We start from the raw sequence: 23,525 nt of genomic DNA, 5'->3' as shown, positions 1-23,525 counted from the left end.
TCAAGCCCTTTACCCGGGCACGTCACAAGCTACCGGTCGTTTTGTTCCTCGGGAATCCCGGTGACCTCTAGCCGGGAAAACCGGGAGCAGGCGGCCTCCAGCTCATCTTGTTGCGTTACCCGGTTGACCACAAGGTGCCGGCAGGAGATCCCGGCCCGGGCCACGGATGCCACCAGACGTTCCGTCTCGGCCAGGACCATGCTTTCAGGCAGGGTCACGCAGACAAAGGCGGTCCTGTCCCTGTCCTGCAGCGCCCCCTGCATCCTCCGGACACGGCGGGACAGGTGGAGGGACCCGTTGGTGGCGGTCAGTTTCACCGCCCCATAATATTCCTCAGCACCGCAAAAAAGGCCTTGAGCCACTCCCTCACCAGGCCGGGCATTTCCAGGAATCTAAGCAGGTGGCCGGTGGGGGAGCCGTCCAGGATCAGGATGTCGTGGGCGCCGTCCCCCCTGGCATCCATCACCGCATCCAGGGCCATGATCTCATCGACAGGAGGCCGGGAGAGGAGTTTCTGCCATCACCTCCCGGTCAAAGGCGATGTCCATGCCCCGCCCTGCAAACCGCTTGAAGAGCGTCTGGATCTCTTTTCGGTACCCCTCCTTGAAACGCTCAAACAGCCCATCTGCATTGATCTCATACGCCGAGAGGTTCTCCGTTATGGGCGTGACCCGGTCCCCGATGGGCGTATGATAGGCATCGGACAACGAGTGGGCCGGGTCCGTTGAGACAATCAAAAAGCGTTTTCCCTTGAAGCAATCGGCCAGCTGAACCGCCAGGGATGCCGCCACCGTGGTTTTCCCCACGCCGCCCTTGCCCCCCACCACAATGACCTCCAGATCGGCGGCCACCCCATAGCGAAGAAACCGACACACCGCAGAGTCACAGAGTCCCGAAAGGGTCGATTCCGTTGCGTGGTCCGGGGCCTTGTCTTTATCCCAAGGCTCCGGTGAAGCAGCCCCAGGCTCACACACCTCACATTCAATGCGGGCCCCCAGGGCCTTCAGGCCGGGGAGCCCTTTCACCTCTGCCCCCTCCTTTGTCACCAGGACCAGGTCATACCGGCGGAACCGCGCCTGGATCTCCCCAACGATCCCGGGCCGGTTCTCCCCATTGCCTGACGGGTCCACCCGGTTCACGAGGATCTCCCGACACGGGATATGGTCGGCTTCGAGATGCTGCACCAGCCGCTCGGTCTCACGGAAACTCATAAGCTCCGGGGTCATCACCGGCACAAATCGGGTACGGTGACCGTTCCTGAAGAGCGTTCCCACCGCCTCGATATCCCGGCCCAGGCTCTCAAGGAACCGGTCACACCGATCCTTGGTGTACCTCTTCCCGGAAAAGACCGATGCCATGTAACGATGCTTGTGCAGCATCAAATCCATCACCCGAATCCACGTGCGCATGTGCTCCGGAAGGGCCAGAAGGCGCAAGGTATGCCCGGTGGGGGCCGTGTCCAGAATCAGGAGGTCACACGCCCCCTCGGCCAGGAGATCTGCCACCTCAAGGACGGCCATCACCTCGTCCAGGCCAGGCATGGACAGGGCGAAAAACCCGGAGATGTCCTCCCGGTCAAAATAGGTCCCCCTCTCGGCGATGGTCTTAAGGATCTCACCGTTGCGCTCCCTGAAGCGGTTTGCCAGCGTCTCCGCGCACAACTGGCGGGCAAACAGGTTCCCCTGCCCGTTCAGGGGCACCGGGGTCATGTCATGGGAGACGTCCATGTCCAGGCAATCGGAGAGGGAATGGGCAGGGTCCGTGGAAAGCAGGAGGACCCTGGAGGTTGGACGGGCTTCGGCAAGAGAGATGGCGGCAGCCGCAGACAAGGTGGTCTTGCCCACACCGCCTTTTCCGCCGAAGAGAAGAAGTTTCAGGTCAGGGTTATGGAGGTAGTCGGGTTTGATGGGATAACGCGTCCTCTGCGCGGGTTCATAACGGTCCCGGCCATGGGCGGCCGGGACAATGCGAAATCAGAGGCCATGGCCGCCCTCGGCCTTTTGCAGGCAGATCTCAAGCAGGGTGTTTTTCAGGCTCACCCGGTGGGCGTCGAACACGACCTTTTCGGGCAGCTCAAACCGCTCCACCCACGGAGCCGTCGGATGACGGGACGCAACGGTCAGCTCCCTGCCCTCCACCCCCACATGAAGATCGCTTCGCCCCACTCCTTTGACATCCAAGATGACCTGATAGTGACCGCCCTCGTCAAAGAGATCCAGCAGGCGTTCGGAGGAAGGGTGCCGCTTCCCCGGGCTTCCGGCAAGCCACCAGCTGAAAAGAACAGCCTCCCCGGACGCCGGGTCCACCCGTTTGCGTTCAAAGGTGAGGATGGGACAGCCCATGGTCTTGAGGGCCACGGGGTTGATGGCATCCCTGATGTGCATCAGCACGTCCATGTGGTTGTCTGTTCCGCAGACCTCGGCAAGGTCTGCGATCCTTGCGTGGCCCTGTTCCCAGAGATACATGAGAATGGCCCGGCAGCTGTCGTCGAGCTTCCCGGCAAGGGTTTCAATCAGGGACTCATCCACCTTCAGCAGGGCCATCTGGAACAGCCTGGCTTTCCAGATGGCTGCCCCATTGACAATAAGCCAGACCATCCGGGGGCGCAGGGTTCCGCCGGGGTGGTAACACACCCCCAGGGCATGGCGTTTACGCAGCACATAGTAAAAAGTCCCCATGCGCAGGTCCGTGATGGACCCCAGGGGAATCTCCAGAAGAACCGTCCTGAGCTGCCAGAGAATCAACCGCCTGTCCGTGAGCAGGCACTCCACCACCTTCCAGCCCGCCCCCGGATGCGCCCTGAAGCCCCCCTGGTCCCTCAGGATAAGGGTCTCATGGGGCTTCAGGGGCGGGGCGGGTTTGGTCAAAGGGGGCATGGAGCTCAATCGGGGTCTCATGGCCGGCTTCCTTTGCATGGGGGTCGGAGGTTGACACAAGGGACTGCAATGCCGCGCAACGGCTCCTGATCTCAAGGGCGCTGCCCCGCTTGAGGGCGTCCCGGCACAGGGCAACATGGGCTTCAATTTCCTTGACCAGGGTCTCGGCAAGGGAGGCTGAAGGGTCCTCCAGAAGCGCCTCCACGGACCGCATCAAGGTCTCTGCCCGAGTGGCGGCCTCGATCTGTTCCCGCTTCTCCAGGTCCCCATGGGCACAGGCCTCGGCATCGGCAAGCACCCGGCTCACCTCTTCGTCTTTCAAATTTTTCATGGCTTCCATGGAGAGGGTTTCCCTGGCTTCCGTCTGGAGATTCTCGGCAGAGACCGTGACGATGCCGTCGGCGTCGATGGAAAAACAGACCTCCACGTGGGCCTGTCCCCGGGGAAGGGGAGGAATGCCCGAGAGCTGAAACGCCCCCAGGCTGATGTTGTCCGTGGCCATCTCCCGCTCCCCCTGCAGCACGTGGATGTCCATGTTCTCCTGATCGTCGCGGGCCGTGGTGAAGAGCTCCTGCGCCGAGGTGGGAATGGTGGTATTCCGGGGGATGATGCGGGCAAAGAGCCCGCCCTGGGACTCGATGCCGAGGGACAGGGGGGTGACGTCCACCAGCACCACGTCGCGGATCTGCCCGGTGATGATCCCGGCCTGCACCGCCGCCCCGATGGCCACCACCTCGTCGGGATTGACGTCCAGAAAGGGGCGCTGCCGGAAAAAAGACTCGGCAAGGGCCCGAATACCGGGCATGCGGGTGGCCCCGCCCACCAGAAGGACCCTGTCGATACCGGCGGCCGTGAGCCCCGCATCGGAGAGGGCGCGCTCCGTGGGGGCAATAAGCCGATTCGCCAGGTCGTCGGTTACCGCCTCAAAGGCAGACCGCGCCATGACCTCCTCAAAGGCCGCCACACTCCGGGGCGCCCCGGACAGGTGCTGCAGGGAAAGCCTTGCCACCGGCTTATCCGACAATCTTTTTTTCACCCCTTCGCACACCAGCCCCACCCGCGCCAGCATCTGGGAGTCGCCCCGGATATCCACACCGCACGCCGCCTTGATCCGTGCAGCCACGTGGTCGGCAAAACGCCGGTCCCAGTCGTCCCCGCCGAGGCGGTTGTCCCCGCACACCGCGCGCACCTCAAAAAAACCCTCGGCAAGCTCCAGAACGGAGACGTCAAAGGTGCCTCCCCCTAAATCCCAGACCAGCACCGTGGAGAGTTCCTGACGATGAAGACCGTAGGCCAGGGCTGCGGCCGTGGGCTCGTTGATGATCCTGAGCACCTCAAAGCCAGCTGCCTGTCCAGCCTGACGGGTCTCTTCCCGGGCGGCGTGATGGAAATAGGCCGGCACGGTGATCACCGCCTGGGTCACGGAGCCACCCAGGGCCTCCTCGGCATCGGCCCTGACCCTTTCCAGAATGGCCGCCGAGATCTCTTTCGGTAACCGGGGCGTCCCCCGGACCATCACTTGCCTGCCGCTGCCCATGAGCCGCTTGACGCTGGAGACCGCATCACCGCCCCCCTCTGCAAGCCGCTGCCTGGCCGCGCTCCCCACAAGCCGACGCCCGTCCCCGGTCTCCGCATACACCGACGGCGTCAGGCGCTCCCCCTCTTTGTTGGGGATGATGTGGGCCCGTCCGTTGTCCACCACGGCGGCCACCGTGTTGGAGGTTCCAAGGTCGATGCCGATGACTCGGTCCATGGGCTGCCTCATTGTAAGTGATGCGTTACGCAGATGCCTGCACGCCTATTTGCACACCGTCTCCATGGGAAGCACATCATCGCCGGGCCGGTTCCCCTGCCAGATGGTCTTCCAGACGCCCTTGTCGAGGCTGACACCGGAGTCCACCCGCTGCGCCAGACACTCCTGAAGCCGGGGCGCCTCCCCGCTCCTGAGCTTTTCGATCCGGCCATCCACCATCACCAGGTGGAGTTCTCGAATCTCTGTCTCCTCGCAAGCGGCGTCTTCCGGTACCCCGAACCGGGCAACAGCCTTTAAAGGGGCCTCAAAAAGCATGCGTTCAAAGGGGTGCTGGTAGACAAAGAGCCTCTCCCGGGTAAGGTAGAGGTGCCCGTAACGCCAGGCCGGATGCAACCCCTCGGAGCAATACCATCCCCCGTGGGCCGAAAAGAGCACCTCCTCCCCGTTGGGGAGCAACACCTCCTTTTGCTGACGCGCTTCGCGTTCCCGAGCCCGCATGCTCTCGTCCAGATCCTTGAGCATCCCGTACTTCACCATGGTCTCCATACCGGCCAGGGCCGCCTTGAGGTTGAGCCCGATAAGGGGAATACCGGCCACGGAAACCACCAGGTCTGCATGGATCACCAACCCTTTGTCCAGGATGCGGTCCAGGAGGTCCACCAGGGTGGCTTTGGTGTGGTTTTCGGGCTCCATGATCTCACGTAAAGCTGTAGGGCGGCCAGGGGCCGGTGAATGTCACGGAGAACCAGGCCATCTCCTGAATACGCTCAAGCTCCCGGCCCAACTCCCCGCTTCTGGCCTCGGGCAGCAGGCAGGCAAGATTCATGATCATCTGCCGGGCAGGGTCCTCGGCCTTTTTCGTCTTCTCGATCTTGACCTCGGTGACGCACCCCTGGATGTCCTTGAAAAATTCCCGGAAATAGTGATCGGCCTTGGTCTCCAGCTCCTTTTTCAGCATCGCCTCGATCTTCTGGCGATGCAGATAAGCCGCCCCTTTGGGTTTGTCGCCCAGGTCTGCTGTCATGTGCCGGACGCTCTCGCTCTCCTGGGCAAGGGTCTCCATCATGGCCGGGGCGTCCCAGAACACCTGCACCCCGTACTCGGCCTGCCCGGCGAAACGGTCCAGCATGGCTGAAAAGTCTTCCCGGCCTTGGCGGAGCCACGCCGCCACGGTCTCGTCGGTCCCCTGCACCTCACCACCTGCCAGGATGGTGTCAAAGGAGAGGGGGATCACCCCACCGAACTCTCTCCAGGCGCGGTCAATGACCCCTTGATGGGCAAACAGCCACTGCTTCACGGTCTCCTCGTCCGTGGACTCGTAGGGTGCGGCCGTGCAGTCGTGGACAACGGCCCCTAAGCCATCCTCCCAGATGATGCGGACCTCCCTGCCGTCGATGCCCATGGGGCCCAGCACAGGCCCGGCCTCTCCCCGGATCACCGCGTAGACATAGCGCCCCTCTCCGGGCTCCCCGGGGTCACGGGGCGTTTCCTCCGGGATCGCTTCCCGGGACGAGGCCTCCTCCGGGGAAGAGGGCCTAGGCTCAGCCGGGGACTCCACCACTGGGGACGGCACCGGGGAAACCGGTGTCTCCGGGGCCAGCGCCCCGGCAATCTCATCCCGGATCACCCGCTGCAGCTCGGGAACAAAGGCCTCCCGCACAAGCCGCTGGATCTCCGGCCGGTATGCGTCAAGCAGGCTCCGGATCTCTTGCAACACTCGCTCTCTGAGGATGGGGTCCATGGGCAGAAAACCGTTGGGGTGGGTGTGGCTCAACCGGTTGAAACATGCCGTAACGATTCAGTTCAAAATTGCCTCCGGCGGCCCTGCCGGGGCCAAACGTTTGCAACGTTTAACAAACAGGCCTTACGTCATTATTTCTAAGGATCCGCCATAGGGTTTCAAGGTGCCCCCACCTTGCCGCCGGAGGCTCGCTTTTTAGGTATGGCCTTATTGCCCGGACCAGCGGTTCGGGTTGATCATTTTCTCCAGGACGTCGTGCACCGTTCGGCGGTGCACGTTTTTCACGGCCTCGGAGATGCCCTGCTGGGCCTTGATCTCGGCAATGGCCTCGTCCAGGTCCATCAAGGCCTGGCCCAGCCGGTCCACCTCCTCGTCCGACAGGCTCCCCCCCTCCACCCGCTTCATGGCTTGAAGCCGCAGGGCGTCCTGGATCACCTCCACCAGGGCCACCACCAGCCCCAGCACCCCGTGCTTTAAGTTGTTCTCGTCGATATCAATGGCCATGGGGGTTGCCTTTGTCCGTTCCTTCCGGGGAGAACCCGCAGAGGTAGCACCCGGTCCGTTCCATGGACTCCCGCACCACAAGGCGGCCGCACCCGGGACAGGAAATCTTGTAGGCCAGGGGGGCCCGGTTGTCCCCGCCCCCCTCAGGCCCTGCCCCGCACACATAGCACCCGGTGCTGACCAGGACCTTTTTCACCACGCCCTTGCCGCAGGAAGGGCATCGGGTCCAGTACCCACTCTGTTGCCGAAGGACCTGCTTCGCCTTCTGCCCCTGGCGGACTTTGTCCATGAGGGTCTTGAACACGGGTTACACCGAGGTGGTAAGGCCGGGGTTCGATTGCCTCGCCTTGGCGCTGATCCAGCCGCACCAGGGGCAACCGGTGGTGATGAGCTCTTCGGCGGGGAGCACCTTCTCGCACTGGGGACAATGCTCTTTGGCCGAAAGGGCCTCGTCCCAGGCCGGCGTCTGGAGCTCGGTGCCGGACGGGAACTCCAAGCCGTACTTGGCCGCGGTCTCAAAGGAGGCCAGGGCCGCCCGGATCCGGATCCCCAAGAGCTCCACCCCGGCCACGGACACGGCAATGTCCGCGTTGATCACCAGCCCCTTGTCCAGAATCCGGTCCACCACATCGGCCAGGCTTCCACTGCTTTCCCGGGTCGGTTCCAGGCTCATATAATCAACCCTCCGGATCGTCGGTGTCGGTACGTTTGCGCATGCGGACCCGCCTGAACTCCGATACCTTTCCCTCGTCGTCGAGCATGGTCTCGTACACCCCCAGGATGTCCAGGCTGTCGGGAATGGCTCTTTTCTCGATGGCTTCGAGCGTCACCCGCCAGCCTTCGGCGTTGGGCTCGGCGCTCACCGTGGAATCGATCTCAAGCCCGATGAGCATGTTGAGCTCCTCGCGGGCTTTCTGAATGGCCTCGGTAAATGAAATCGCCATGGCTGTGTCCTTTTTTGTCCAGGGTTGAAGGGGTTGTTCAACCTTCGTCCATCTCTTTTTTCAAACGCCGAGCCCGGTCCAGCCGGTCCATCAGCGCCTGCTCCTTCCGGTCGAACTCCGCCTCGTCAATCTCCTCCATCTCAAACTGCATCTGGAGGTGCAAAAGCTCTTCATGGATGCCGGCTTCGTCGGTCATCTCCTGAAGCGCCGTGTCCCGCAGCTTTCCGGCCACCCACACGGTCATCTTCACAGGCGCCAGCAATATGTCGTCGAGAATCAGCACCATGGGTCTACCACCTGACCACCAGCTCGATAAAATGGTTTGGGGGGACAGGCCCCACATACTTGATCTTCATGCGCCCCTCGGTGCTCTCGTCCAGCCGGTGCACCGCCTCATCAAAGGCCCTCTCCTTGTCCCGGGCCACGAGAAAGACGCTGTGGGTGATCATCCGGTCCCCAAAAGGCGGGTTTTTCTTCTGCTCCACCCAGAGCCCGTCGAAAAACGACCCGATACGCGTATCCAGGGCCTCGCGCTTCCGGGCCAGGGCGCCTGCCACCATCTCACCCAGCCGGATCTGCTCCTTGCGCGCCCCGCCTTTCTGCGTATTGAGCCGGTCCCTGAGCCTCTGGATCTGCCGGTTCTCCTCCACAATCTCCCGATATGCCTGGGACGGGTCGGTCCACAGCACCTTGAGCCCGAGCTCCACCTTGTCCGCCACGTAGGCCAGCTTTGCCTTGAGCTCATCGTAACGCTCGGCCAGAAGCTTCGTCCGGATGGCCTCTGCCCCGTCGCCCACGGTACCGAACTTCACCGGCAGGATGGGGGTCTCGGCCATCACCTGCTCCATGACGGTCTGGTGGGCCATGGTGTTTTTCCGGTTCACCGCATACTCCGTCACCGGCGACGGGCTCACCACCGCCCCGATGTCCCGATGGCAGATGATGGACACCTGGCCCCCTTCCTCGTCAATGCCGCCAAGTTCCAGGGTCCGTTCCTCGCCCGTTGCGGCCACTGCATAGATGTATTGGCCCATAGTCACCTTTGTGTCACCCGATCAGTTCCTCGCCCAGGCGAAGGAGTTCCTCTTCTCCCCCGCGACGCTTCACCGCCTTCATGTATGCCCGGACCAGCCCGGGCGTTTTGAAAGGTTCCACGCCAATATCCGCGTCAATGTGTTGCTGCACCTGATGGGCCGCCCCCACAAATAGAACGCCCACCTCCCCGTCTTCCAGGGTCGTGTTGATCCGATGCGCCATGAACCGGTCCCGGCGCTTCAGGAGCCCCCGTCTTTGAAACCGCGACAGGGCCAGGCGATAGAGCTTCTGCCACAGGGACCGGGCCTGCACCAGGTTCATGGTGAGTTCGTACTCCCGGCGAATCAGGGCAAGATCCTCGGTCTTGCGGATTTCCGCCCCCTGCGCCATGAGGCGGGAGATGCACAGGAAGTTGGGGCTGCCCTTGGCGGCCAGTTCCCGCACCACCGCATCGCCGATCTCGCCGGCCTCCACCATGCTGTCCTGATAGATCTTGAGCCGGTGGGCATCTTCGGCTCCCAGGCGCTGCTCCACCCCTCCCCAGAAGGCCGTCACCACCGCTTCGTGGCGCGCAAGCCGGTCCGGTCCGTAAAGTTTTTCCCGCATGAGCCGGATCTTCTCGGCGGCCGCCCCCAAGTCGGGGTCGGAATGGATCATGGGTACCAGGATCAGCTCTCTCATGGCCCCCCCCTGCCGGTTTGATCCGACCGTTGAACCGTCAGCCACCGGCTCTCACCGCCCTTTGCAAAGGAGACCGGCCCCTCCCCGCACAACGCCAGGAGCAGCCGGTACGATTTGCTCACGTCCTCAAACCGGCCTGCCTCAAGGCCTCCGTGGGAGCTGCTGTCCGGATGGCAATCCCGGACCATAAGCCGGTAAGCCTCCCGGATATCCGACGGGGTCACGCGCTCGGGAAGGGAGAGGCACCTTCGGGCCCCGTCGATCTCGGCAAAGTCCACCTGCTGGACGGACAGGGTGTAAAAGCTGTTGCAGGGAAGGGGCCCGATGAGGCGAAAGTCGACCCGGTCTTCAAGGCGCCGATCCAGATCGGTGAGGGCCTCTTCAAAGCGGGGCGCCTCCTTTTCTTCCACCAGGGCAGCCAGGCTGACGATGACGGCATCGTCCCGCACTTCAAGGGGGGCAAGAGCCGCCGAAGCCCCTTTGAGCCCCTCGACGATGGCCTCGGCATACCCTTTACGTTTCTGCTCCAGCTCCGCCTTGACCATCTTGCCCAGGGTCATCCGGGCCTTCTGCCGATCAGCCTCGGAGGCCAGCACCGCTTCGCGCCGGAAATGGGACACAGCCTCGGAGGTGCCGATCTCCCTGAGCTCCCGCTCAAAATCACTGAAACGGGCCACCACATCCAGCTCCGTCTTGCCGCAGGCCGTTTCAAAGGCCGCCAGGATCCGGGAGCGACCGTTGGCCAGCAGGGCCTCCACCTCAGAGCCCCGCCCCAAAACCGTACCGAACTTCAAGGGGATCACCGGGCCCCGGACCATCATCCCTTCAAGGACCCGCTGGTGCTCGGCCACGTACTTCAAAAGGGTGTCCCGGGGCAGCCTCGGAAAGTCCACGGGGGCCACCTCGCTTGCAGCCACGGCAAGGCCCGGACCGCCTTTGAGGACGACCTCCCCGTTGTCCAGCCCGAAGGGCCCCAGGCGCAAGGGGGCATCAGCGGTCATGAAGCCGTAAAGGTAGAGTGCGTTACCGTCCATCGCCCCGATCCCTCTGACGCGTTTCCACGGCCTCTTCAAAATGGCCCATGGTGATCTCAAACCGCTCCGTCTCATTCTCCCCGGAGGCAATAAAGGCTCGGATGGCAGCCATGGCCGCGGCCTTGCAGATAAACTCGATGTCGGCCCCCACCATGCCCTCGGTGGCCGCCACCAGGGCGTTGAGATCGATGCCGTCCGCCAGGGGCTTGCCCTTGGTATGCACGGAAAAAATCTCGCGGCGCGCCCCCCCGTCCGGAGGGGGCAGCTCCAGGTGGAAATCGAAACGGCCGGAACGAAGCAGGGCCGCGTCAATGAGGTCCACGCGATTGGTGGCCGCCAGCACCGCAATGCCGTTGAGCTCCTCAATGCCGTCCATTTCCGTCAGGAACTGGCTGATCACCCGGTCGGTGACGGCCGAAGACCCGTGCATGCCTCGCTGGGGCACCAGGCTGTCGATCTCATCCACAAACACAATGCAGGGAGAGGCCAGGCGGGCTTTGCGGAAGATCTCCCGCACCCCCTTTTCGCTGTCCCCCACCCACTTGGAGAGGAGCTCCGGGCCCTTGACGGGAGTGACCGACCCGGACTCCGAGGCTACGGCCTTGGCCAAAAGGGTCTTGCCCGTTCCGGGGGGGCCGTGGAGAAGGATCCCCCGGGCAGGGGAGGTATTTGCCCGCTCAAACAGAGGGGCATAGGCCAGGGGCCATTCAATGGTCTCTTTGAGCAGGGATTTTACCCCGTCCAGCCCGCCCACATCCCCCCAGGTGACGTTGGGCACCTCGGTGAAGACTTCCCGGATGGCCGAGGGCTCGATGCCTTTCATGGCCTCGGTGAAATCGCCCATGGTCACCTGCAGGTTCAGCAGGGTATCCATGGGAATCTCCTCCAACTCAAAGTCGATGCGGGGAAAGATGTTGCGAAGGGAGGCCATGGCCGCCTCCCGGCAGAGGGCCTCCAGGTCGGCCCCCACGTAGCCGTGAGTGATCTCAGAGACTTTTGCAAGGTCCACGTCGTCGGCCAGGGGCATCCCCTGGGTGTAGATGGTGAGGATCTCCAGGCGGCCGTTGCGGTCCGGAATGCTGATCTCGATTTCGCGGTCGAACCGTCCGGGGCGCCTTAAGGCGGGGTCGATGACATTGGGGATGTTGGTGGCGCCGATGACCATCACCTGCCCCCTGGAGGAGAGCCCGTCCATGAGGGTCAGAAGCTGAGCCACCACCCGTTTTTCCACCTGTTTTTCCCCGCCCATCTCCTCCCGCTTGGGGGCGATGGCGTCGATCTCATCAAGAAAAATGATGCTGGGGGCACGGGCCGAGGCCTCGTCGAAGATGCGCCTCAGGTTGGCCTCGCTCTCCCCGTAGAGCTTGTTCATGATCTCCGGCCCGCTCAGGTGGCTGAAGAAGGCATCGGTCTCGTTGGCCACGGCCCGGGCGATCATGGTCTTGCCGCAGCCGGGGGGACCGTGCAGGAGCACCCCCTTGGGGGGGTCGATGCCCAATCGGTCAAAGACCTGGGGGTACTTCAAGGGGAGCTCGATCATCTCCCGGATCCGCCGGATCTCCTTGCCCAGGCCCCCCACGTCTTCGTAGGAGACCCGGGCCGACTTCACCTCTCCCTTCTCCCGGGGCTCCTGGATCACCACCGCCGTCTCGGGACGGATAATGACCACCCCGTCGGGCTTGGTTCCCGTCACCTGAAAGTCCCGGGTCTGGGCCCCGAAAAGCTTGGCCCGCACCGTGTCCCCCGTCACAAGGGGGATGCCCTCCAGAAGGCTCCCGATGTAGGTGGAGTCGTAGGACCGCAGGGGCGTCAAAGGGCTCACCGTCAGTTTCTGGGCGGGCTTGCAGCCACAGGGCGCAATGCTGACCTTCTCGTCCAGGCCCACCTGGGCGTTGTCCCGGGCGATGCCGTCCAGGCACACCCATCCCTGGCCGCGATCCTCCATAAAGGCCGGCATCACCTTGGCCACGGTGGTTCGTTTGCCCTTGATCTCGACGATATCGCCCACCTCCACGCCGATGCCGGGAAAATCCGCAGGATCGAACCGCACGATGCCGCGGCCCACGTCCTTGGACTCCGCCTCCTTTACCTTCAGGGTCAGGCTTGTCTTATCCATAGGGCCTCTAATCCATGGTTAGGGTAATCTCCAGAATCCCGTTCTTGTACGTCCAGTTCACCTGGTCCTTCTCGGCCGGCTCGGACAGCAGCACCTCCTTCTGGTACTCCCGGTTCTTGCCCTCGGCGTGGATGGTCAGGATGTCGTCGGAGACGGATACCGAGATCTCTTCGGCCTCCACCCCCGGCATCTCCACCACCACCCGGACCTGGCCCTCCTCTTCAAAAAGGTCCGCAATGGGTTCGCGCACCTCCTCCACCACGGGCCCCTTGGGGCTCTTTTTGATGTTGCCGAAGGACTGCACAACGGGGCTGCCGTCCTGCAGGGTCCGCACGTTGATGCCGTAGACCCCCCGAATGTCCTTGAGCCCCTTGATCTTGTCCAGGCTGCTCAGGTCAAACTCTCCGGTTCGCTTCTGGCCCTCGCCGGTCTCGGCCAGCTTGGCGGCGGCGTCGATGAGGTTGCCGAGTCCTTTCAAGAGCCCCCCGAAACCGAAATCTCCGTGGGCTTCCATCTTCCTGTCGGATCTTTCCTTGTCGCTCATTGCCTACCCCCGTGCCTTGCTGATGGTGCCTGATGGCTCCCCGCTCCGTCTGCCGGGGCGACCATCACGCTTTGATTTCAATGTTGACGAAATGAAAGGGAGGCGCCGGGCCCACGTAGGCAAAGGCATAACGCCCCTCGTTTGCCTCGGCCAGCTCCTCCACCACATAGTCGAACTCCCGTTCCCGGGTCCGATCGATGAGGCAGGCCACATTGCACACCATGGCTCCGGCCTGGGGCTCCTTGGCTTTGACGTCCACGGAAATCCGCCGCAGGCGGTTCACCAGGGGCCAGCTCTCATCGGCCTTCTTCACGGCCAGGGCCTTCTCAACGGCCTTTCCCAGGGCCTCCTTGATCCCGGCGTCGTCCCCTCCCCTGCCCCCAAGCTTATGTTTGAGCTCTTTCACGGACGCATCGTCCCGATCGATCTCCTGAAACACCCCGGGCATCCCTTTCCAGTACGCCTTGATCCCCATCTCGATCTTGTTGTCCATGTCCCTGAGCAACCCCTTGAACTCGGCGTAGCGGTTTCGCAGAAGGGTCCGGATCTCTTCGGTGCTTTCGGCAATGGTGCAGAAGCGCACCGGCAAAATGGTGTACTCCTTCATCACCGCTTCGATCACCTTCTCATGGTGGGTCAGGTTCTCCCGGCTGATGACGTAGCGGGTCATGGGGGTGTTGCTGATCACCGCGCTGATGTCCTTGTACCCGATGGTGGTGACAACATCCTCCCGCCCCCCGATGCCCCTGGGCCCGAAGTTCCTGCCGTCGTTTTCACCCATGATGCAGTACACGTATTTGCCGTCCTGTCTCATGCCTCACCCCATATAGAAAGCGCAGATGGTGACCCGTCAGTACCCCAGTGGCATGGTCCGTATTCCGCTCTCGGGCCCCTGCTTTTCCACCTGCTCCTCGTCCATCTGCTCCATCTCCTCCTCCACCCCGCTTCTCATCTCACGAATCTTGGCATCCAGGCCTACCAGCTCGGCCTCGATCTCATGAACCCGTCGCAGCAGGTTGGCCCGTTCCTGCCGCAAACGGGTCCGGTGCTTGTCCAGAATAAACATCTCAAGGTAACCCGACTGCACCGGGCGAAACTTGGCCGCGAGGTTGTGCTTGATGGGGGTTCGCATGTTGCCGTAACTTCGGCGGTAGATGTCTTTTCCGTGCCGATGTTTTGCCATCACCCTCCCCCCTTGCCTTTGGCTTTGCCGTTGCAGTGCTTGTCGATGAGCTTGAAGAGTTCTTTGGTCACCTTCTCCTTGGTGGCCCTGCTTCCGATGCGGGTGGTCTCCGATGAGAGAATGTCCACACAGATCTGACGAAACGTTGAATCGTCCTTGTCCACGGAGGCCCCCAACACCCTGGCGGTCTTGGCGATCATCTGGCAACCCCGGATGGTAGGGGCAAACTCGAACACCTCCGAGTCCCGCAGGCCCCGGACAATGCCCACGATCTTTTTAGAGTCATCGTAGGAGACCCCCGAGCGGGAATGGACAATGCCCACCTCGGTCTCCTCGTCAAAGTAGTCAAGATCCAGGGTCACCATGCGATCCCTTAAGGCGTCCTGGCTGCGATGGACGCCTGCGTACTCTTCGGGGTTGCTGGTGAAAATCGCCGTAAAATCGGGGTGCACCTTGACGTAGTTGCTGTCCCCGTTGCCCGTGGTGGGAATGTCCAGCATCCGCTCCTGGAGCACGGAGAGCAGCACGTTGTTGGCCTCGGGGCGGGATCGGGTGAACTCGTCGTAAATCAGGGTAAACCCGTATTTGCAGGCCACGGTCAGGCGGTTGTCCACCCACTGCTTGCTCATGTTCTCCTCGGTTTTCAGCACCGAATGGATGAAGTTGTCCCGGACCTTGCTGATTCTGTATCCGTTTTCGCTGCCGATGAGGTTTGAAGTGGAGAACTCCTCGTCCCCGTGGATCAGGATCAGGGGGCGTTCCAGCTTGGCGGCGATGTGAATGGCCAGGGTGGTCTTTCCGGTGCCGGAAATGCCCCGAAGGTGAACGGGAAACCCTGCGGTGATGTACCCCAGGGCCCGGTCCGCCACACCTTTGATGTAGGGCGTCTCCACAAAATCGGACATGGAACGGGGCTCAAGGACGGTGGTGGGGTGAGCTATGGACATGGCACTCTCCTTTGCACAGGCACCACCTCATGGGGATGACGATGGCGCACAAAATTGAATTCTCGCCATCACTCGGAAACGTAGAGGGCCCCCTCTTTCCGGATCGTGCCGGCATCCTGAAGGTCTCGCATGATGGGAATGAGCATCCGCCACTGCCCGATGCCAAGGATCTCTGCGATCTGGGTCATCTTCAGCCCGTCCGGATGGGCCGAAAGGGTCTCAGTGATCTCGGCCTTAAGCCGGCCCAGGTCTCCGGCCTCTCCCTCGGCGGCCGCTGAAGAGGCCCCCGCCCCATCTGCCTGTGTCCCGCCCTTCGTTTTGCCTTTGCCCTGGCTCTCCCGGGCATGCCGCTCTAACACCGAGGTAATTTTGGTCAAGACCCCCTGCCAGGCAGCGGCCACCTCCTGGTGCTCCGTTCGCACCGTGTCCAGAAAGTCCTGCACACCGGCCTTTCGCTCCTCTTCAAAAGCCTTCAAGCCTGATTTGCGGGCACGCTCCATGGCTTCCCGGGTCTTGGCAAGCCCTCCGAGAAAAGAGCGGATCTCTCCCCGCATGGTGCCCACATCGTCCCGCCTGCTCTTGATCTCCTGGACGCGGCGGGTCAAATCCTTTTTGGACTGGGAACCAAAGGCCTTGGCAAACTCGGCCAACTCCGACTTCAGGCTCTCGCCCATGGCCCGGTGCGCCCCCTCCAGGCCCTCCAGAAAACTGCGGGTCTCGGCCTCCATCTGCCGCATGTCCGCCCGGAGGGCATCGATCTGCGCCATGCGATCCTGAGACGCATCCTCTGCCCCTTTCTGGCGCTTCTGGTCCTTCTCCCCGAGCTCATCGGTGAACTGCTTCAACCCCGCCTTCAGATCCTGCCCCATTTCAAACCGATGTTCTGCCAGGGATCCGAGCAGCTCTGCCGTCCCCTTTTTGATGTCGGAAAACTCCTGCTGCATTTTTTCCCTGAAGAGATATCGCAATTCGTAAGCCTGTGCGATCTCCTCCCCCAACCGATTGAAATCCTGGGTTGTTGACATGATACCCTCTCCATGGACTGCCGACCCAAAGGACGCCCGTTGCTCAGCGTCCCTTGCGCGTGTTGTTGAATACTTCCGACCGCACCGGCATTACGCCGCCCGGCACAGACCGGGGCTCCTCCCATCAACTGCTCAGACGGGCCACCTGCTGCCACTGCCCCTGGACGCGGCATCGCATCCGGTCAAAGTCGTCCAGAAAGGCAAAAAGCGTCTGGTTTGTCTCGCTCTGTTGGGCCCTGATCGCCTTGAGCATGGTCTTCAGGTCCTTCACCTTCACCTCGCCCCCCTTGTCCAGGAGCTTGCGCAGGCCGATTTTAAGTTCCACCTGCTCCACCTGAAACCGCTTCAAGATGCCGATCACCTCCAGTTCCCGTTCCTTCTGCCGGGACAGGATCTCTTCGCGGATGAACTCCACATCCTCAAGGGGGGTTGCGCACCCGCTGCTGATGATGTGACGCAACCGCTCGATCACCTCCTCTTCTTCCGTTCGAAACCGAATCAGGTGACCGGCGGCCTCTGTTTCGATCCGATGGTGCCGGTCCAGGACATCCCCCACCATGGCGTCAAAATCCTTGCGCCTCAGGCTGCGGGAGGAGGCCAGGTTGGACCGGACCTCGACCACCATGGCGGCCAGGTCGGACCGGTAGGTCACCAGCACCTCGTGGGCCTGTGCCATCAAGGCACACACTGTCTTGACGCGCCCTTCATAGGAATCGATGATGCTCTCCGCCAGTTGCCTCAACTCCTCACCGGTGCCCATGCGCCCACCTATTTTTTCCATGATCTTATGTTCAAAAACCGTCAATAAATCGGACAATAACCAGAATGGTTTGGCTCCGCGGGGTATTGTCGGATTGATTGACGGTTTTTTTAAATGGCGCCGTCCCTTTTTTGGGGGGCCTTTTGCAGCCGCCCGGGGATCGGTCCCATCCATTGCCATCAACACCCGAGATACCAGATATGCTTAAGGTTCGCGTCGTGATCAAAGGGGCGCTGAAAGGCGCCTTCGATGCCCTCAAGGATACCTGCCGATCTCACCTCCGCGTTGATGTTAGGCTGTTGTGGTCGCCGTTGCCGTCAGGCCCACGGCCTCGGCATACTTGAGGTAGGTGTCCACACCGGCAAGAACGACCCGGGCCTCCACTGCCAACAGCTCGATGCCCACCAGGGAAACCCTGGCCCAGGCATCCACGACCACACCCTTGTCAAGGATCCGGTCCACAACTTCCACAAGGCTTGACGATGCATTGGTTTTTTCAACTGCCATGGCTACACTCCTTTGTCGTAAGGGTAAGTAACAATGCGGTCTCATCACAAACCAACCGCCGGACGTGCCTGGAACCGCGGAAAGTTGCCCGCCGTTCCGCTGTCCAGCACCCGGCCGCCCTGCACCGGATGCTGAAATCTCGTCTTCGTTAAAACCTCCCCGGAGAGTCCGGTCCCCTCGGCCCCTTAGGCCTGGTTCACGGCCTCGGGCTTCATCCCCGGCTGGCCATTGAGGGCCATGCGGCACTGACCGATGAGCACATGCATGTCGAAGGGTTTTTCAAGAAACGCAAAGGCCCCTTTGCTCAAAAACCCCTCTTTCACCTCCCGGGTCCCGAACCCGGAAATGGCGATGACCGGGCGGGTGTACCCCCTCTCCCGAAGCCTTCGGAGCACACTCAGCCCGCTCATGTCCGGAAGGCGATAGTTCAAAATCACCAGCGCTGTCTCGGGGTGGCGGCCCCACTCTTCCAGAGCCTCGCCGCCGCTCAGGGCCGCCTCCACATGAAACCCTGCGGCATCAAGGATATTGGCGACCACCCAGAGCAACTCGTCCGAATCTTCCACAAGCAATATCAAGGGAGGTTTTTCATTCATTTTTCATGGCTGATATTTTTATTTTTAATTAACAAATTGTTGAATATTGGCTACGCATTACATCAAGTTAATGCAACTTGCGTACCACCACCCGCCATCACGAAAAATGCCCGAAAATCAGGGTTTCGGGCAATCTACCCCCCGTTCGGGGAAGGGCACCCGCACCCCACACCCACACCCCCGGTTTCACGGCAACGGAAACAGCCCGGAACCCATTGCCGGAAAACCCATACAAAAAGGCCTTTTGTTCACAGGGGTTACACCCTGCACCCGCCCCGCGCGCAACCCGTGGCAGGCCTGACTCTCATGGGGCACCGGTGCCATAGCTCGATGGGATCGGATGATGCGGATGAGTATCCGTAGAAAGAAGTAAAAAAACAGATGTGAAAAGGAGATATGGTGACAGGTCAGGAGAGGTTAATGGCCCGTACCGCCCAAGCCATGGGATTTGAGTTTGCGATACAAGGTCTTGTAATCGATCTTCAACCGGCGGGCAGCCTCCCGCTTGTTGCCCCGGCTCTGTTTTAAGGTTTCCCGGATGATCTCTTTCTCCCAGAGGCCCGAGACATGCTTGATAGCATCGGTGAGGGAGCGGCCCCCCAGGCCTGAGGCCGGAACCGGGAACGCGGCAGGGGCCATCACCTCGTCCTCGGCATGGAGCGCCAGGCACCCCGGTTCGATGAGCTGCCCTTCGCAGATCAGGGACGCCTGACGCACAATGTTCTTCAATTCGCGGACATTGCCGGGCCAGTCATGGGCAAGCAGGGCCTCCATGGCCTCGTCGGAAAACCCCATGACCTGCCTGCCGTAGGAGCGTTTGCGGTTGCGGTTGAAAAACCGTTTCGCAAGGTAGGGAATGTCCTCCTTGCGCTCCCTCAAAGCCGGGACCCGGATGTAAAACTCCTTTAACCGGTAGTACAGGTCCGAACGAAAGCGGTCGGAGTGACGGTCCTGGTCCAGGGCCTGGTTGGTGGCCGCCACAATCCGTATCTGAACGGGCTGGGCCCGCTTGGCCCCCAGCCTCTGCACGCAGCGCTCCTGCACCGTTCTGAGCAGCTTCTGCTGGGCCCCGTAGGGGAGGCACCCCACCTCGTCCAAGAACAGGGTGCCGTCCTGGGCCAGCTCGAAAAAACCCGGCTTGTTCTCCTGGGCACCGGTAAAGGCCCCCTTCATGTACCCGAAGAGCTCGCTTTCGATGAGGGTCTCCGGGATGGCGCCGCAGTTCACCGCCACAAAAGGTCCCTCCTTCATGGGGCTCAGGGCATGGATGGTCTGTGCCACCAGCTCCTTGCCCACCCCGCTCTCCCCTTCGATGAGAACCGTCAAGTCGCTGGCCGCAACCTTCTCCACCTTCCAGGCCAGGGTCTGTACCGCATGGCTCCGCCCCATAGTCTCAAACAGGGGGTTCTCCCCGACGCACCGCCCGGCCCCGGGCAGGTTGCGGTTTAAAATATCCGCGTGCTGCAGCGCCTCCTCAATGAGGTAAAGCAGGTCGTTGTTGTTGACCGGCTTGGTCACGTAGTCGCGGACCCCGATCTTCATGGCCTTCACCGCGGTTTTCACCTCGGAGTAAGCGGTCACCATAATAATGGGAAGGGAGGGGTACTGCCGATACAGGCACTCGGCAACGGCTATGCCGTCTTGTCCGGGCATCCTCTGGTCGAGAAGCACCAGGTCCGCCATGTCGTCGTTTAACAGCTTCAGGGCATCGTCCCCGTTGAGGGCCTGCCTCACGTCGTACCGCGCAAGGGAAAGCACATTGGAGATGGCCCAGCGAAAGTCCTGGTCATCGTCCACCACCATGATCTTTTTCTGCATCGCCTCTGTGGGGTTGTTCATCCAGCCTCCCAGTCTCCGTTCCTGTTACGGTTTCCCGATGGGCAGCAAAATGGACATATCGGTGCCGTGCCGAGCGTCTCCGCTGATGCGTATCTGCCCGCCATGCTGTTTGATGATGGCATGGGAAATGCTCAGCCCCAGGCCTGTGCCGTTGTCTTTGGTGGTAAAAAACGGATCGAACACCTGCTCCCGATACTCCTCGGGAATCCCCGGCCCGTTGTCGATGACGTTGACCTCCACCATGTTTGCCGTTTTCACATGCCGCGTGGTGAGGGTCACCCGCCCCTGGTGCGCCACGGCCTGAAACGCGTTCAGGGTAATGTTCAAAAAAACCTGCTCCAGCTTTTCCCTGTCCCCCACGATCCGCGGCAGGTTGGGGTCTGCCTTGAGGCAGGTCTGGATCCTGCCCTGACCGGCCTCCAAGCGGGCCATCTTCACCACATGGGCCAACAGCGCGTTCACGCTCAGCCGTTTCCAGTCCAGGTTGGACGGCTTGGCAAAGGAGAGCAGCTCTTCAATCAGGCGGCTCGCCTTCTGGCTGTTTCGGTAGATCACCTTCAGGTTCTCCGCCAGCGGCCTTTCGATGGTGAGATTTTCGATGCTGAACTGGGCACAGGAGCTGATCACCGCCAGGGGGTTTCGCAGCTCGTGGGCAAGCCCGGCGGACAGGTGTCCCAGGGCAAGGAGCTTCAGGGACTGACGCTTGAACTCTTCGGTGCGGCTCTTTTCCGCCAGGGCCACGCAGGCCCCCATGAGCCCTGAGGGCCCCCGGCCCGATGATTGAAAGAGGCTGATGGCCGCCTCCACGGGAAAGACGGTGCCGTTTTTCTTCACCGCCGTCATCTCCCGAATCGCCTCTCCCGTGGGCCCAACCCCACTGCGCCACTTGCCAAGCCCCCCCTTGAGGATAAAAAACCGATCCAGCTTTGCCCCCAGCACCTCCTGTGTCTCCCCATACCCCCACAGCCTCAGAAAAGCGGGGTTGACGTCAAACACGGTCCCTTGAGAATCGGTGAAAAAGACCGCATTGAGGGAGTGGGCCAGGGCATGCTCCTTTATCCTCAGGGCGCAGGCCAGGCGATGGCACTCCAGTACCTTTTCCTTGAGCATGTCTCGCTGGTCAGGTCGTTTCATGGCACGCCTGTTCGTCATAGGTCGGATAAGGCGGGGATATGGTCTTCCTGTGCCCATGCAAGGGGTGTGGCACGGAAAAGAACCCGCGACCACAGCCCGTCTACCGGGGTGGGTGATGGTCTTCGTTGAGTCGGAGAGAAAGCAGGTCACGATACGGGCAAAGGAGCCAGGATGGACGCGGTGTTTCAGGTTTGGGGCCAACGGGCAGGACCACGGCCATGGGCCACCAAAATAACCACCGCAGCAAATTGCTTTACATTACACTAAAAACAGCTATAATGTCAATTATTTATACGACAAAACCCCATAGTATCCCACGCACCGCCGGATGCCCGCACGCCCCCGACCTCTCCTTGACAGCCTTTGCACCCCCGATCTATAGAATAGCCATCCCTGAACGCAGGTTCAGGCTCCAAGGGCAAGGGAGGGTGCCGCGTCCCCTGAACGGGGTAGGCCCCCCGTTGCAGGCTCCCGACAAGCCTACCATACCGCCCGAACGGCTCCCCGGGCCCCGTGGGAAGCCCTCACAACCCGAGACGTGACCATGAAACAACTTTTCTTCACCCTTATGGCCCTCATACTACTCGCTGCCCCCACGTCAGCCCGGGCCAAGGCCCCCGTGTCCTCCCGGCCCTCCCAGGCAGCCGTGGCACAAAAAGATACGGGGAACCGCCACTTCAAGGCCGGTCGCTACATGGAGGCCGTCGCCAGCTACACACAGGCCATCAAAGCCTCCCCAGACTATTTTGAAGCGTATTACAACCGGGGGCTGGCCTGGCACAGCCTGAAACTTTTCTACAAGGCCATCGTGGACTTCGACCGCGCCCTGGAACTCCGGCACAACGACCCGGACGTTCTCTACTCCCGGGGGCTTGCCTACGAAAAGACCGGCCAGTTCGGGCTGGCCCTTTCCGATATGCAAAGCGCCGCCGGCAAAAAGAACAGGCTGGCAAAAGACCACTTGAAGGACGGTGAACTCAAGCGCAAAGCCGGTTCCATGTCCCGGAAGGACAAGGCCATCGAGCTCCTGGCCGAGGGGATCTCGGGGACGGCGGGCGCCCGGACCACCCGCACCACCCTGACCCACAATCTGTATGGCGGTAAAACCACCACCACGGTCTTTTCCAAGGGAGACCCCCTTTACGATGGCCCGGAGGGCATCTTCAAGCAACTCAACCACTTCAACGAAGCCGGCGTTCTCAGGCGCAGCGACACCTTCCACCACGCCCTGTTCAGCACAAAAAACAACCGAAACAAAACCATCACCCACTTCAACGCCCAGGGGGACTACACCCTCATGGAGTATCACCTCACCGGCAAAAAACTGGGCAACGTGGAGCTCTTCTACTACGGAGAGAAGGGCGACCTCATCAGGTCCGAAACCGTCTCCCTCGCCAGGTATCACGCCATGGAGCTCAACACCCCGTGACCCGAAGCTGTCCACGCCTTGCGTATGAAATCTCTCGGGCAAGGCTGCCAAACGATAAAAGCCCGATCCGCATGATGCGGGACGGGCTTTATGTGTGAGAATCGATGATATCTTTCGGCCCCATGGGGCCCATGGCAACCGGGATCAGGGCCGTGCGGCAAGCCCCTCGGCGATCTCTTCGGCCACCTTGTCCGCGGCCGCCGCAGGGTCGGCAGCGTCCCGTATGGGCCGCCCGATGACAAGGTAGTCGGACCCGCCCGCCATGGCGGCGGCAGGGGTCATCACGCGCTTCTGGTCGTCCGCTCCCGTGCCTTCCCAGGCCGGGCGAATGCCCGGTGTCACCGTGTAAAACCCGTCGCCCGCGGCATCGCGAATCACGCCAGCCTCATGGCCGGAGCAGACCACGCCGGCACACCCGCAGGTATGGGCCATCACCGCACGCTTGACCACGAGCTGCCTCATGTCGTCGGCATACTGGGGCAGAAAACCTGATTTGCGGATGTCCTCGGCCCCCACGCTGGTGAGCACCGTGACCCCCAAAATCCCCACCTTGCCCTGGCTGCCGGCCACCGCGCCTCTGAGCATGGCCTCGGACTCCCCGCAGTGCACCGTCAGAAACCGCACGCCGAGATCGGCCACGCGGGCCACGGCCCGCTCCACCGTCACGGGAATGTCATGGAGCTTCAGGTCCAGGAAAATATCCGCATTCCCCGCCTTGCGGACCTTCTCCACAATGGACGGCCCGCACTCCAGGAAAAGCTCCAGCCCGATTTTAAACAACCCCACCTTGCCGGAGAGCAGGGCGGCATACGCCAGCGCCTCTTTCTCCGACGGGAGATCCAGAGGAAAAATGATTCGATCGTGGGAACCCAAGGGC

Annotated in this window: 27 protein-coding genes and 1 pseudogene; 1 reads left to right on the top strand and 27 read right to left on the bottom strand. The window is 61.8% G+C overall.

The window, feature by feature from the left end:
* Nucleotides 1-29: 29 nt before the first annotated feature.
* The 26 genes and pseudogenes from ACOYW2_RS28995 to ACOYW2_RS28870 form a co-directional block, all read right to left on the bottom strand.
* Nucleotides 30-317, bottom strand: coding sequence for an ArsA-related P-loop ATPase (locus ACOYW2_RS28995; RefSeq protein ID WP_482768860.1), 288 nt, complete (start codon nt 315-317; stop codon nt 30-32).
* On the bottom strand, nt 314-481 hold the full coding sequence (locus ACOYW2_RS28990; protein ID WP_482421072.1) for an ArsA-related P-loop ATPase: 168 nt from the start codon (nt 479-481) through the stop codon (nt 314-316). The genes ACOYW2_RS28995 and ACOYW2_RS28990 overlap by 4 nt, the downstream gene beginning before the upstream one ends.
* A gap of 4 nt (nt 482-485) precedes the next feature.
* On the bottom strand, nt 486-1,877 hold the full coding sequence (locus ACOYW2_RS28985; RefSeq protein WP_482771101.1) for an ArsA family ATPase: 1,392 nt from the start codon (nt 1,875-1,877) through the stop codon (nt 486-488).
* Nucleotides 1,878-1,973: 96 nt separating this feature from the next.
* Nucleotides 1,974-2,897 carry an Hsp20/alpha crystallin family protein gene (locus ACOYW2_RS28980; RefSeq protein ID WP_482768859.1) on the bottom strand — a complete coding sequence of 308 codons (924 nt, stop codon included), beginning with the start codon at nt 2,895-2,897 and terminating at the stop codon, nt 1,974-1,976.
* Nucleotides 2,833-4,629 carry an Hsp70 family protein gene (locus tag ACOYW2_RS28975; RefSeq protein ID WP_482768858.1) on the bottom strand — a complete coding sequence of 599 codons (1,797 nt, stop codon included), beginning with the start codon at nt 4,627-4,629 and terminating at the stop codon, nt 2,833-2,835. The genes ACOYW2_RS28980 and ACOYW2_RS28975 overlap by 65 nt, the downstream gene beginning before the upstream one ends.
* A gap of 45 nt (nt 4,630-4,674) precedes the next feature.
* On the bottom strand, nt 4,675-5,322 hold the full coding sequence (locus ACOYW2_RS28970) for a gas vesicle protein (protein ID WP_482768857.1): 648 nt from the start codon (nt 5,320-5,322) through the stop codon (nt 4,675-4,677).
* Between the two features lie 4 nt (nt 5,323-5,326).
* The gene (locus ACOYW2_RS28965; RefSeq protein WP_482768856.1) at nt 5,327-6,370 is read right to left on the bottom strand and encodes a GvpL/GvpF family gas vesicle protein; all 1,044 of its coding nucleotides are present in this window, start codon (nt 6,368-6,370) and stop codon (nt 5,327-5,329) included.
* 207 nt (nt 6,371-6,577) lie between these two features.
* A complete protein-coding gene (locus tag ACOYW2_RS28960) occupies nt 6,578-6,874 on the bottom strand; it encodes a gas vesicle protein K (RefSeq protein ID WP_482768855.1) in 297 nt (98 codons plus the stop codon).
* Entirely contained in the window at nt 6,864-7,178 is a 315-nt protein-coding gene (locus ACOYW2_RS28955) for a hypothetical protein (RefSeq protein WP_482768854.1), read from the bottom strand. The genes ACOYW2_RS28960 and ACOYW2_RS28955 overlap by 11 nt, the downstream gene beginning before the upstream one ends.
* A gap of 3 nt (nt 7,179-7,181) precedes the next feature.
* Complete coding sequence (locus tag ACOYW2_RS28950) at nt 7,182-7,547, bottom strand: gas vesicle protein (protein WP_180137254.1); 366 nt, start codon at nt 7,545-7,547, stop codon at nt 7,182-7,184.
* A gap of 4 nt (nt 7,548-7,551) precedes the next feature.
* Nucleotides 7,552-7,821, bottom strand: a pseudogene (gene gvpO / locus ACOYW2_RS28945) (gas vesicle protein GvpO); the annotation flags it as partial.
* Between the two features lie 34 nt (nt 7,822-7,855).
* Complete coding sequence (locus ACOYW2_RS28940; protein WP_180137256.1) at nt 7,856-8,104, bottom strand: gas vesicle protein GvpG; 249 nt, start codon at nt 8,102-8,104, stop codon at nt 7,856-7,858.
* 4 nt (nt 8,105-8,108) lie between these two features.
* Complete coding sequence (locus ACOYW2_RS28935; RefSeq protein WP_482768853.1) at nt 8,109-8,852, bottom strand: GvpL/GvpF family gas vesicle protein; 744 nt, start codon at nt 8,850-8,852, stop codon at nt 8,109-8,111.
* A gap of 13 nt (nt 8,853-8,865) precedes the next feature.
* A complete protein-coding gene (locus tag ACOYW2_RS28930; RefSeq protein ID WP_482768852.1) occupies nt 8,866-9,534 on the bottom strand; it encodes a hypothetical protein in 669 nt (222 codons plus the stop codon).
* The gene (locus ACOYW2_RS28925) at nt 9,531-10,568 is read right to left on the bottom strand and encodes a GvpL/GvpF family gas vesicle protein (protein WP_482768851.1); all 1,038 of its coding nucleotides are present in this window, start codon (nt 10,566-10,568) and stop codon (nt 9,531-9,533) included. Before ACOYW2_RS28925 ends, ACOYW2_RS28930 begins: the two co-directional genes overlap by 4 nt.
* Nucleotides 10,558-12,684: a CDC48 family AAA ATPase gene (locus ACOYW2_RS28920; RefSeq protein WP_482768850.1), complete on the bottom strand. Its 2,127-nt coding sequence runs from the start codon at nt 12,682-12,684 to the stop codon at nt 10,558-10,560. Before ACOYW2_RS28920 ends, ACOYW2_RS28925 begins: the two co-directional genes overlap by 11 nt.
* Nucleotides 12,685-12,691: 7 nt before the next feature.
* Entirely contained in the window at nt 12,692-13,228 is a 537-nt protein-coding gene (locus ACOYW2_RS28915; RefSeq protein ID WP_482768849.1) for an Hsp20/alpha crystallin family protein, read from the bottom strand.
* Nucleotides 13,229-13,292: 64 nt separating this feature from the next.
* Entirely contained in the window at nt 13,293-14,042 is a 750-nt protein-coding gene (locus tag ACOYW2_RS28910) for a GvpL/GvpF family gas vesicle protein (protein WP_482414621.1), read from the bottom strand.
* A gap of 36 nt (nt 14,043-14,078) precedes the next feature.
* A complete protein-coding gene (locus ACOYW2_RS28905) occupies nt 14,079-14,411 on the bottom strand; it encodes a hypothetical protein (RefSeq protein ID WP_482768848.1) in 333 nt (110 codons plus the stop codon).
* On the bottom strand, nt 14,411-15,358 hold the full coding sequence (gene gvpN, locus ACOYW2_RS28900; protein ID WP_482768847.1) for a gas vesicle protein GvpN: 948 nt from the start codon (nt 15,356-15,358) through the stop codon (nt 14,411-14,413). Before gvpN ends, ACOYW2_RS28905 begins: the two co-directional genes overlap by 1 nt.
* A 68-nt stretch (nt 15,359-15,426) precedes the next feature.
* Nucleotides 15,427-16,383, bottom strand: coding sequence for a hypothetical protein (locus ACOYW2_RS28895; protein WP_482768846.1), 957 nt, complete (start codon nt 16,381-16,383; stop codon nt 15,427-15,429).
* Between the two features lie 124 nt (nt 16,384-16,507).
* A complete protein-coding gene (locus ACOYW2_RS28890; RefSeq protein ID WP_482768845.1) occupies nt 16,508-17,164 on the bottom strand; it encodes a hypothetical protein in 657 nt (218 codons plus the stop codon).
* Nucleotides 17,165-17,434: 270 nt separating this feature from the next.
* Nucleotides 17,435-17,650: a gas vesicle structural protein GvpA gene (gene gvpA / locus ACOYW2_RS28885; RefSeq protein WP_092209254.1), complete on the bottom strand. Its 216-nt coding sequence runs from the start codon at nt 17,648-17,650 to the stop codon at nt 17,435-17,437.
* 185 nt (nt 17,651-17,835) lie between these two features.
* Complete coding sequence (locus ACOYW2_RS28880; protein WP_482414616.1) at nt 17,836-18,216, bottom strand: response regulator; 381 nt, start codon at nt 18,214-18,216, stop codon at nt 17,836-17,838.
* Between the two features lie 447 nt (nt 18,217-18,663).
* Complete coding sequence (locus ACOYW2_RS28875) at nt 18,664-20,085, bottom strand: sigma-54-dependent transcriptional regulator (protein WP_482768844.1); 1,422 nt, start codon at nt 20,083-20,085, stop codon at nt 18,664-18,666.
* Nucleotides 20,086-20,109: 24 nt separating this feature from the next.
* A complete protein-coding gene (locus ACOYW2_RS28870; protein WP_482768843.1) occupies nt 20,110-21,219 on the bottom strand; it encodes a two-component system sensor histidine kinase NtrB in 1,110 nt (369 codons plus the stop codon).
* Nucleotides 21,220-21,763: 544 nt separating this feature from the next.
* On the opposite strand from ACOYW2_RS28870, the gene ACOYW2_RS28865 reads away from it, so the two are divergent.
* On the top strand, nt 21,764-22,648 hold the full coding sequence (locus tag ACOYW2_RS28865) for a tetratricopeptide repeat protein (protein WP_482768842.1): 885 nt from the start codon (nt 21,764-21,766) through the stop codon (nt 22,646-22,648).
* Between the two features lie 144 nt (nt 22,649-22,792).
* Here ACOYW2_RS28865 and pyrF read toward each other — a convergent pair whose 3' ends face one another.
* Complete coding sequence (gene pyrF / locus ACOYW2_RS28860; protein WP_482768841.1) at nt 22,793-23,521, bottom strand: orotidine-5'-phosphate decarboxylase; 729 nt, start codon at nt 23,519-23,521, stop codon at nt 22,793-22,795.
* Between the last annotated feature and the right edge of the window lie 4 nt (nt 23,522-23,525).

The sequence above is a fragment of the Desulfoluna sp. CLI2B genome, from assembly GCF_056847375.1.
Note: the sequence above shows the minus strand (reverse complement) of the source record. Positions and strands in the feature narration are given on the sequence as shown.

Bases quoted from the DNA above. Each gene is read 5' to 3' on its own strand.
- ACOYW2_RS28910 (WP_482414621.1), bottom strand. From the start codon at position 14,042: ATGAGACAGGACGGCAAATACGTGTACTGCATCATGGGTGAAAACGAC.
- ACOYW2_RS28920 (WP_482768850.1), bottom strand. From the start codon at position 12,684: ATGGATAAGACAAGCCTGACCCTGAAGGTAAAGGAGGCGGAGTCCAAG.
- gvpN (WP_482768847.1), bottom strand. From the start codon at position 15,358: ATGTCCATAGCTCACCCCACCACCGTCCTTGAGCCCCGTTCCATGTCC.
- ACOYW2_RS28930 (WP_482768852.1), bottom strand. From the start codon at position 9,534: ATGAGAGAGCTGATCCTGGTACCCATGATCCATTCCGACCCCGACTTG.
- ACOYW2_RS28915 (WP_482768849.1), bottom strand. From the start codon at position 13,228: ATGAGCGACAAGGAAAGATCCGACAGGAAGATGGAAGCCCACGGAGAT.
- ACOYW2_RS28875 (WP_482768844.1), bottom strand. From the start codon at position 20,085: ATGAACAACCCCACAGAGGCGATGCAGAAAAAGATCATGGTGGTGGAC.
- ACOYW2_RS28925 (WP_482768851.1), bottom strand. From the start codon at position 10,568: ATGGACGGTAACGCACTCTACCTTTACGGCTTCATGACCGCTGATGCC.
- gvpA (WP_092209254.1), bottom strand. From the start codon at position 17,650: ATGGCAGTTGAAAAAACCAATGCATCGTCAAGCCTTGTGGAAGTTGTG.
- ACOYW2_RS28870 (WP_482768843.1), bottom strand. From the start codon at position 21,219: ATGAAACGACCTGACCAGCGAGACATGCTCAAGGAAAAGGTACTGGAG.
- ACOYW2_RS28905 (WP_482768848.1), bottom strand. From the start codon at position 14,411: ATGGCAAAACATCGGCACGGAAAAGACATCTACCGCCGAAGTTACGGC.
- ACOYW2_RS28950 (WP_180137254.1), bottom strand. From the start codon at position 7,547: ATGAGCCTGGAACCGACCCGGGAAAGCAGTGGAAGCCTGGCCGATGTG.
- ACOYW2_RS28990 (WP_482421072.1), bottom strand. From the start codon at position 481: ATGGCCCTGGATGCGGTGATGGATGCCAGGGGGGACGGCGCCCACGAC.
- ACOYW2_RS28895 (WP_482768846.1), bottom strand. From the start codon at position 16,383: ATGTCAACAACCCAGGATTTCAATCGGTTGGGGGAGGAGATCGCACAG.
- ACOYW2_RS28975 (WP_482768858.1), bottom strand. From the start codon at position 4,629: ATGGACCGAGTCATCGGCATCGACCTTGGAACCTCCAACACGGTGGCC.
- ACOYW2_RS28970 (WP_482768857.1), bottom strand. From the start codon at position 5,322: ATGGAGCCCGAAAACCACACCAAAGCCACCCTGGTGGACCTCCTGGAC.
- ACOYW2_RS28940 (WP_180137256.1), bottom strand. From the start codon at position 8,104: ATGGTGCTGATTCTCGACGACATATTGCTGGCGCCTGTGAAGATGACC.
- ACOYW2_RS28965 (WP_482768856.1), bottom strand. From the start codon at position 6,370: ATGGACCCCATCCTCAGAGAGCGAGTGTTGCAAGAGATCCGGAGCCTG.
- ACOYW2_RS28865 (WP_482768842.1), top strand. From the start codon at position 21,764: ATGAAACAACTTTTCTTCACCCTTATGGCCCTCATACTACTCGCTGCC.
- ACOYW2_RS28890 (WP_482768845.1), bottom strand. From the start codon at position 17,164: ATGGAAAAAATAGGTGGGCGCATGGGCACCGGTGAGGAGTTGAGGCAA.
- ACOYW2_RS28935 (WP_482768853.1), bottom strand. From the start codon at position 8,852: ATGGGCCAATACATCTATGCAGTGGCCGCAACGGGCGAGGAACGGACC.
- ACOYW2_RS28980 (WP_482768859.1), bottom strand. From the start codon at position 2,897: ATGAGACCCCGATTGAGCTCCATGCCCCCTTTGACCAAACCCGCCCCG.
- ACOYW2_RS28960 (WP_482768855.1), bottom strand. From the start codon at position 6,874: ATGGCCATTGATATCGACGAGAACAACTTAAAGCACGGGGTGCTGGGG.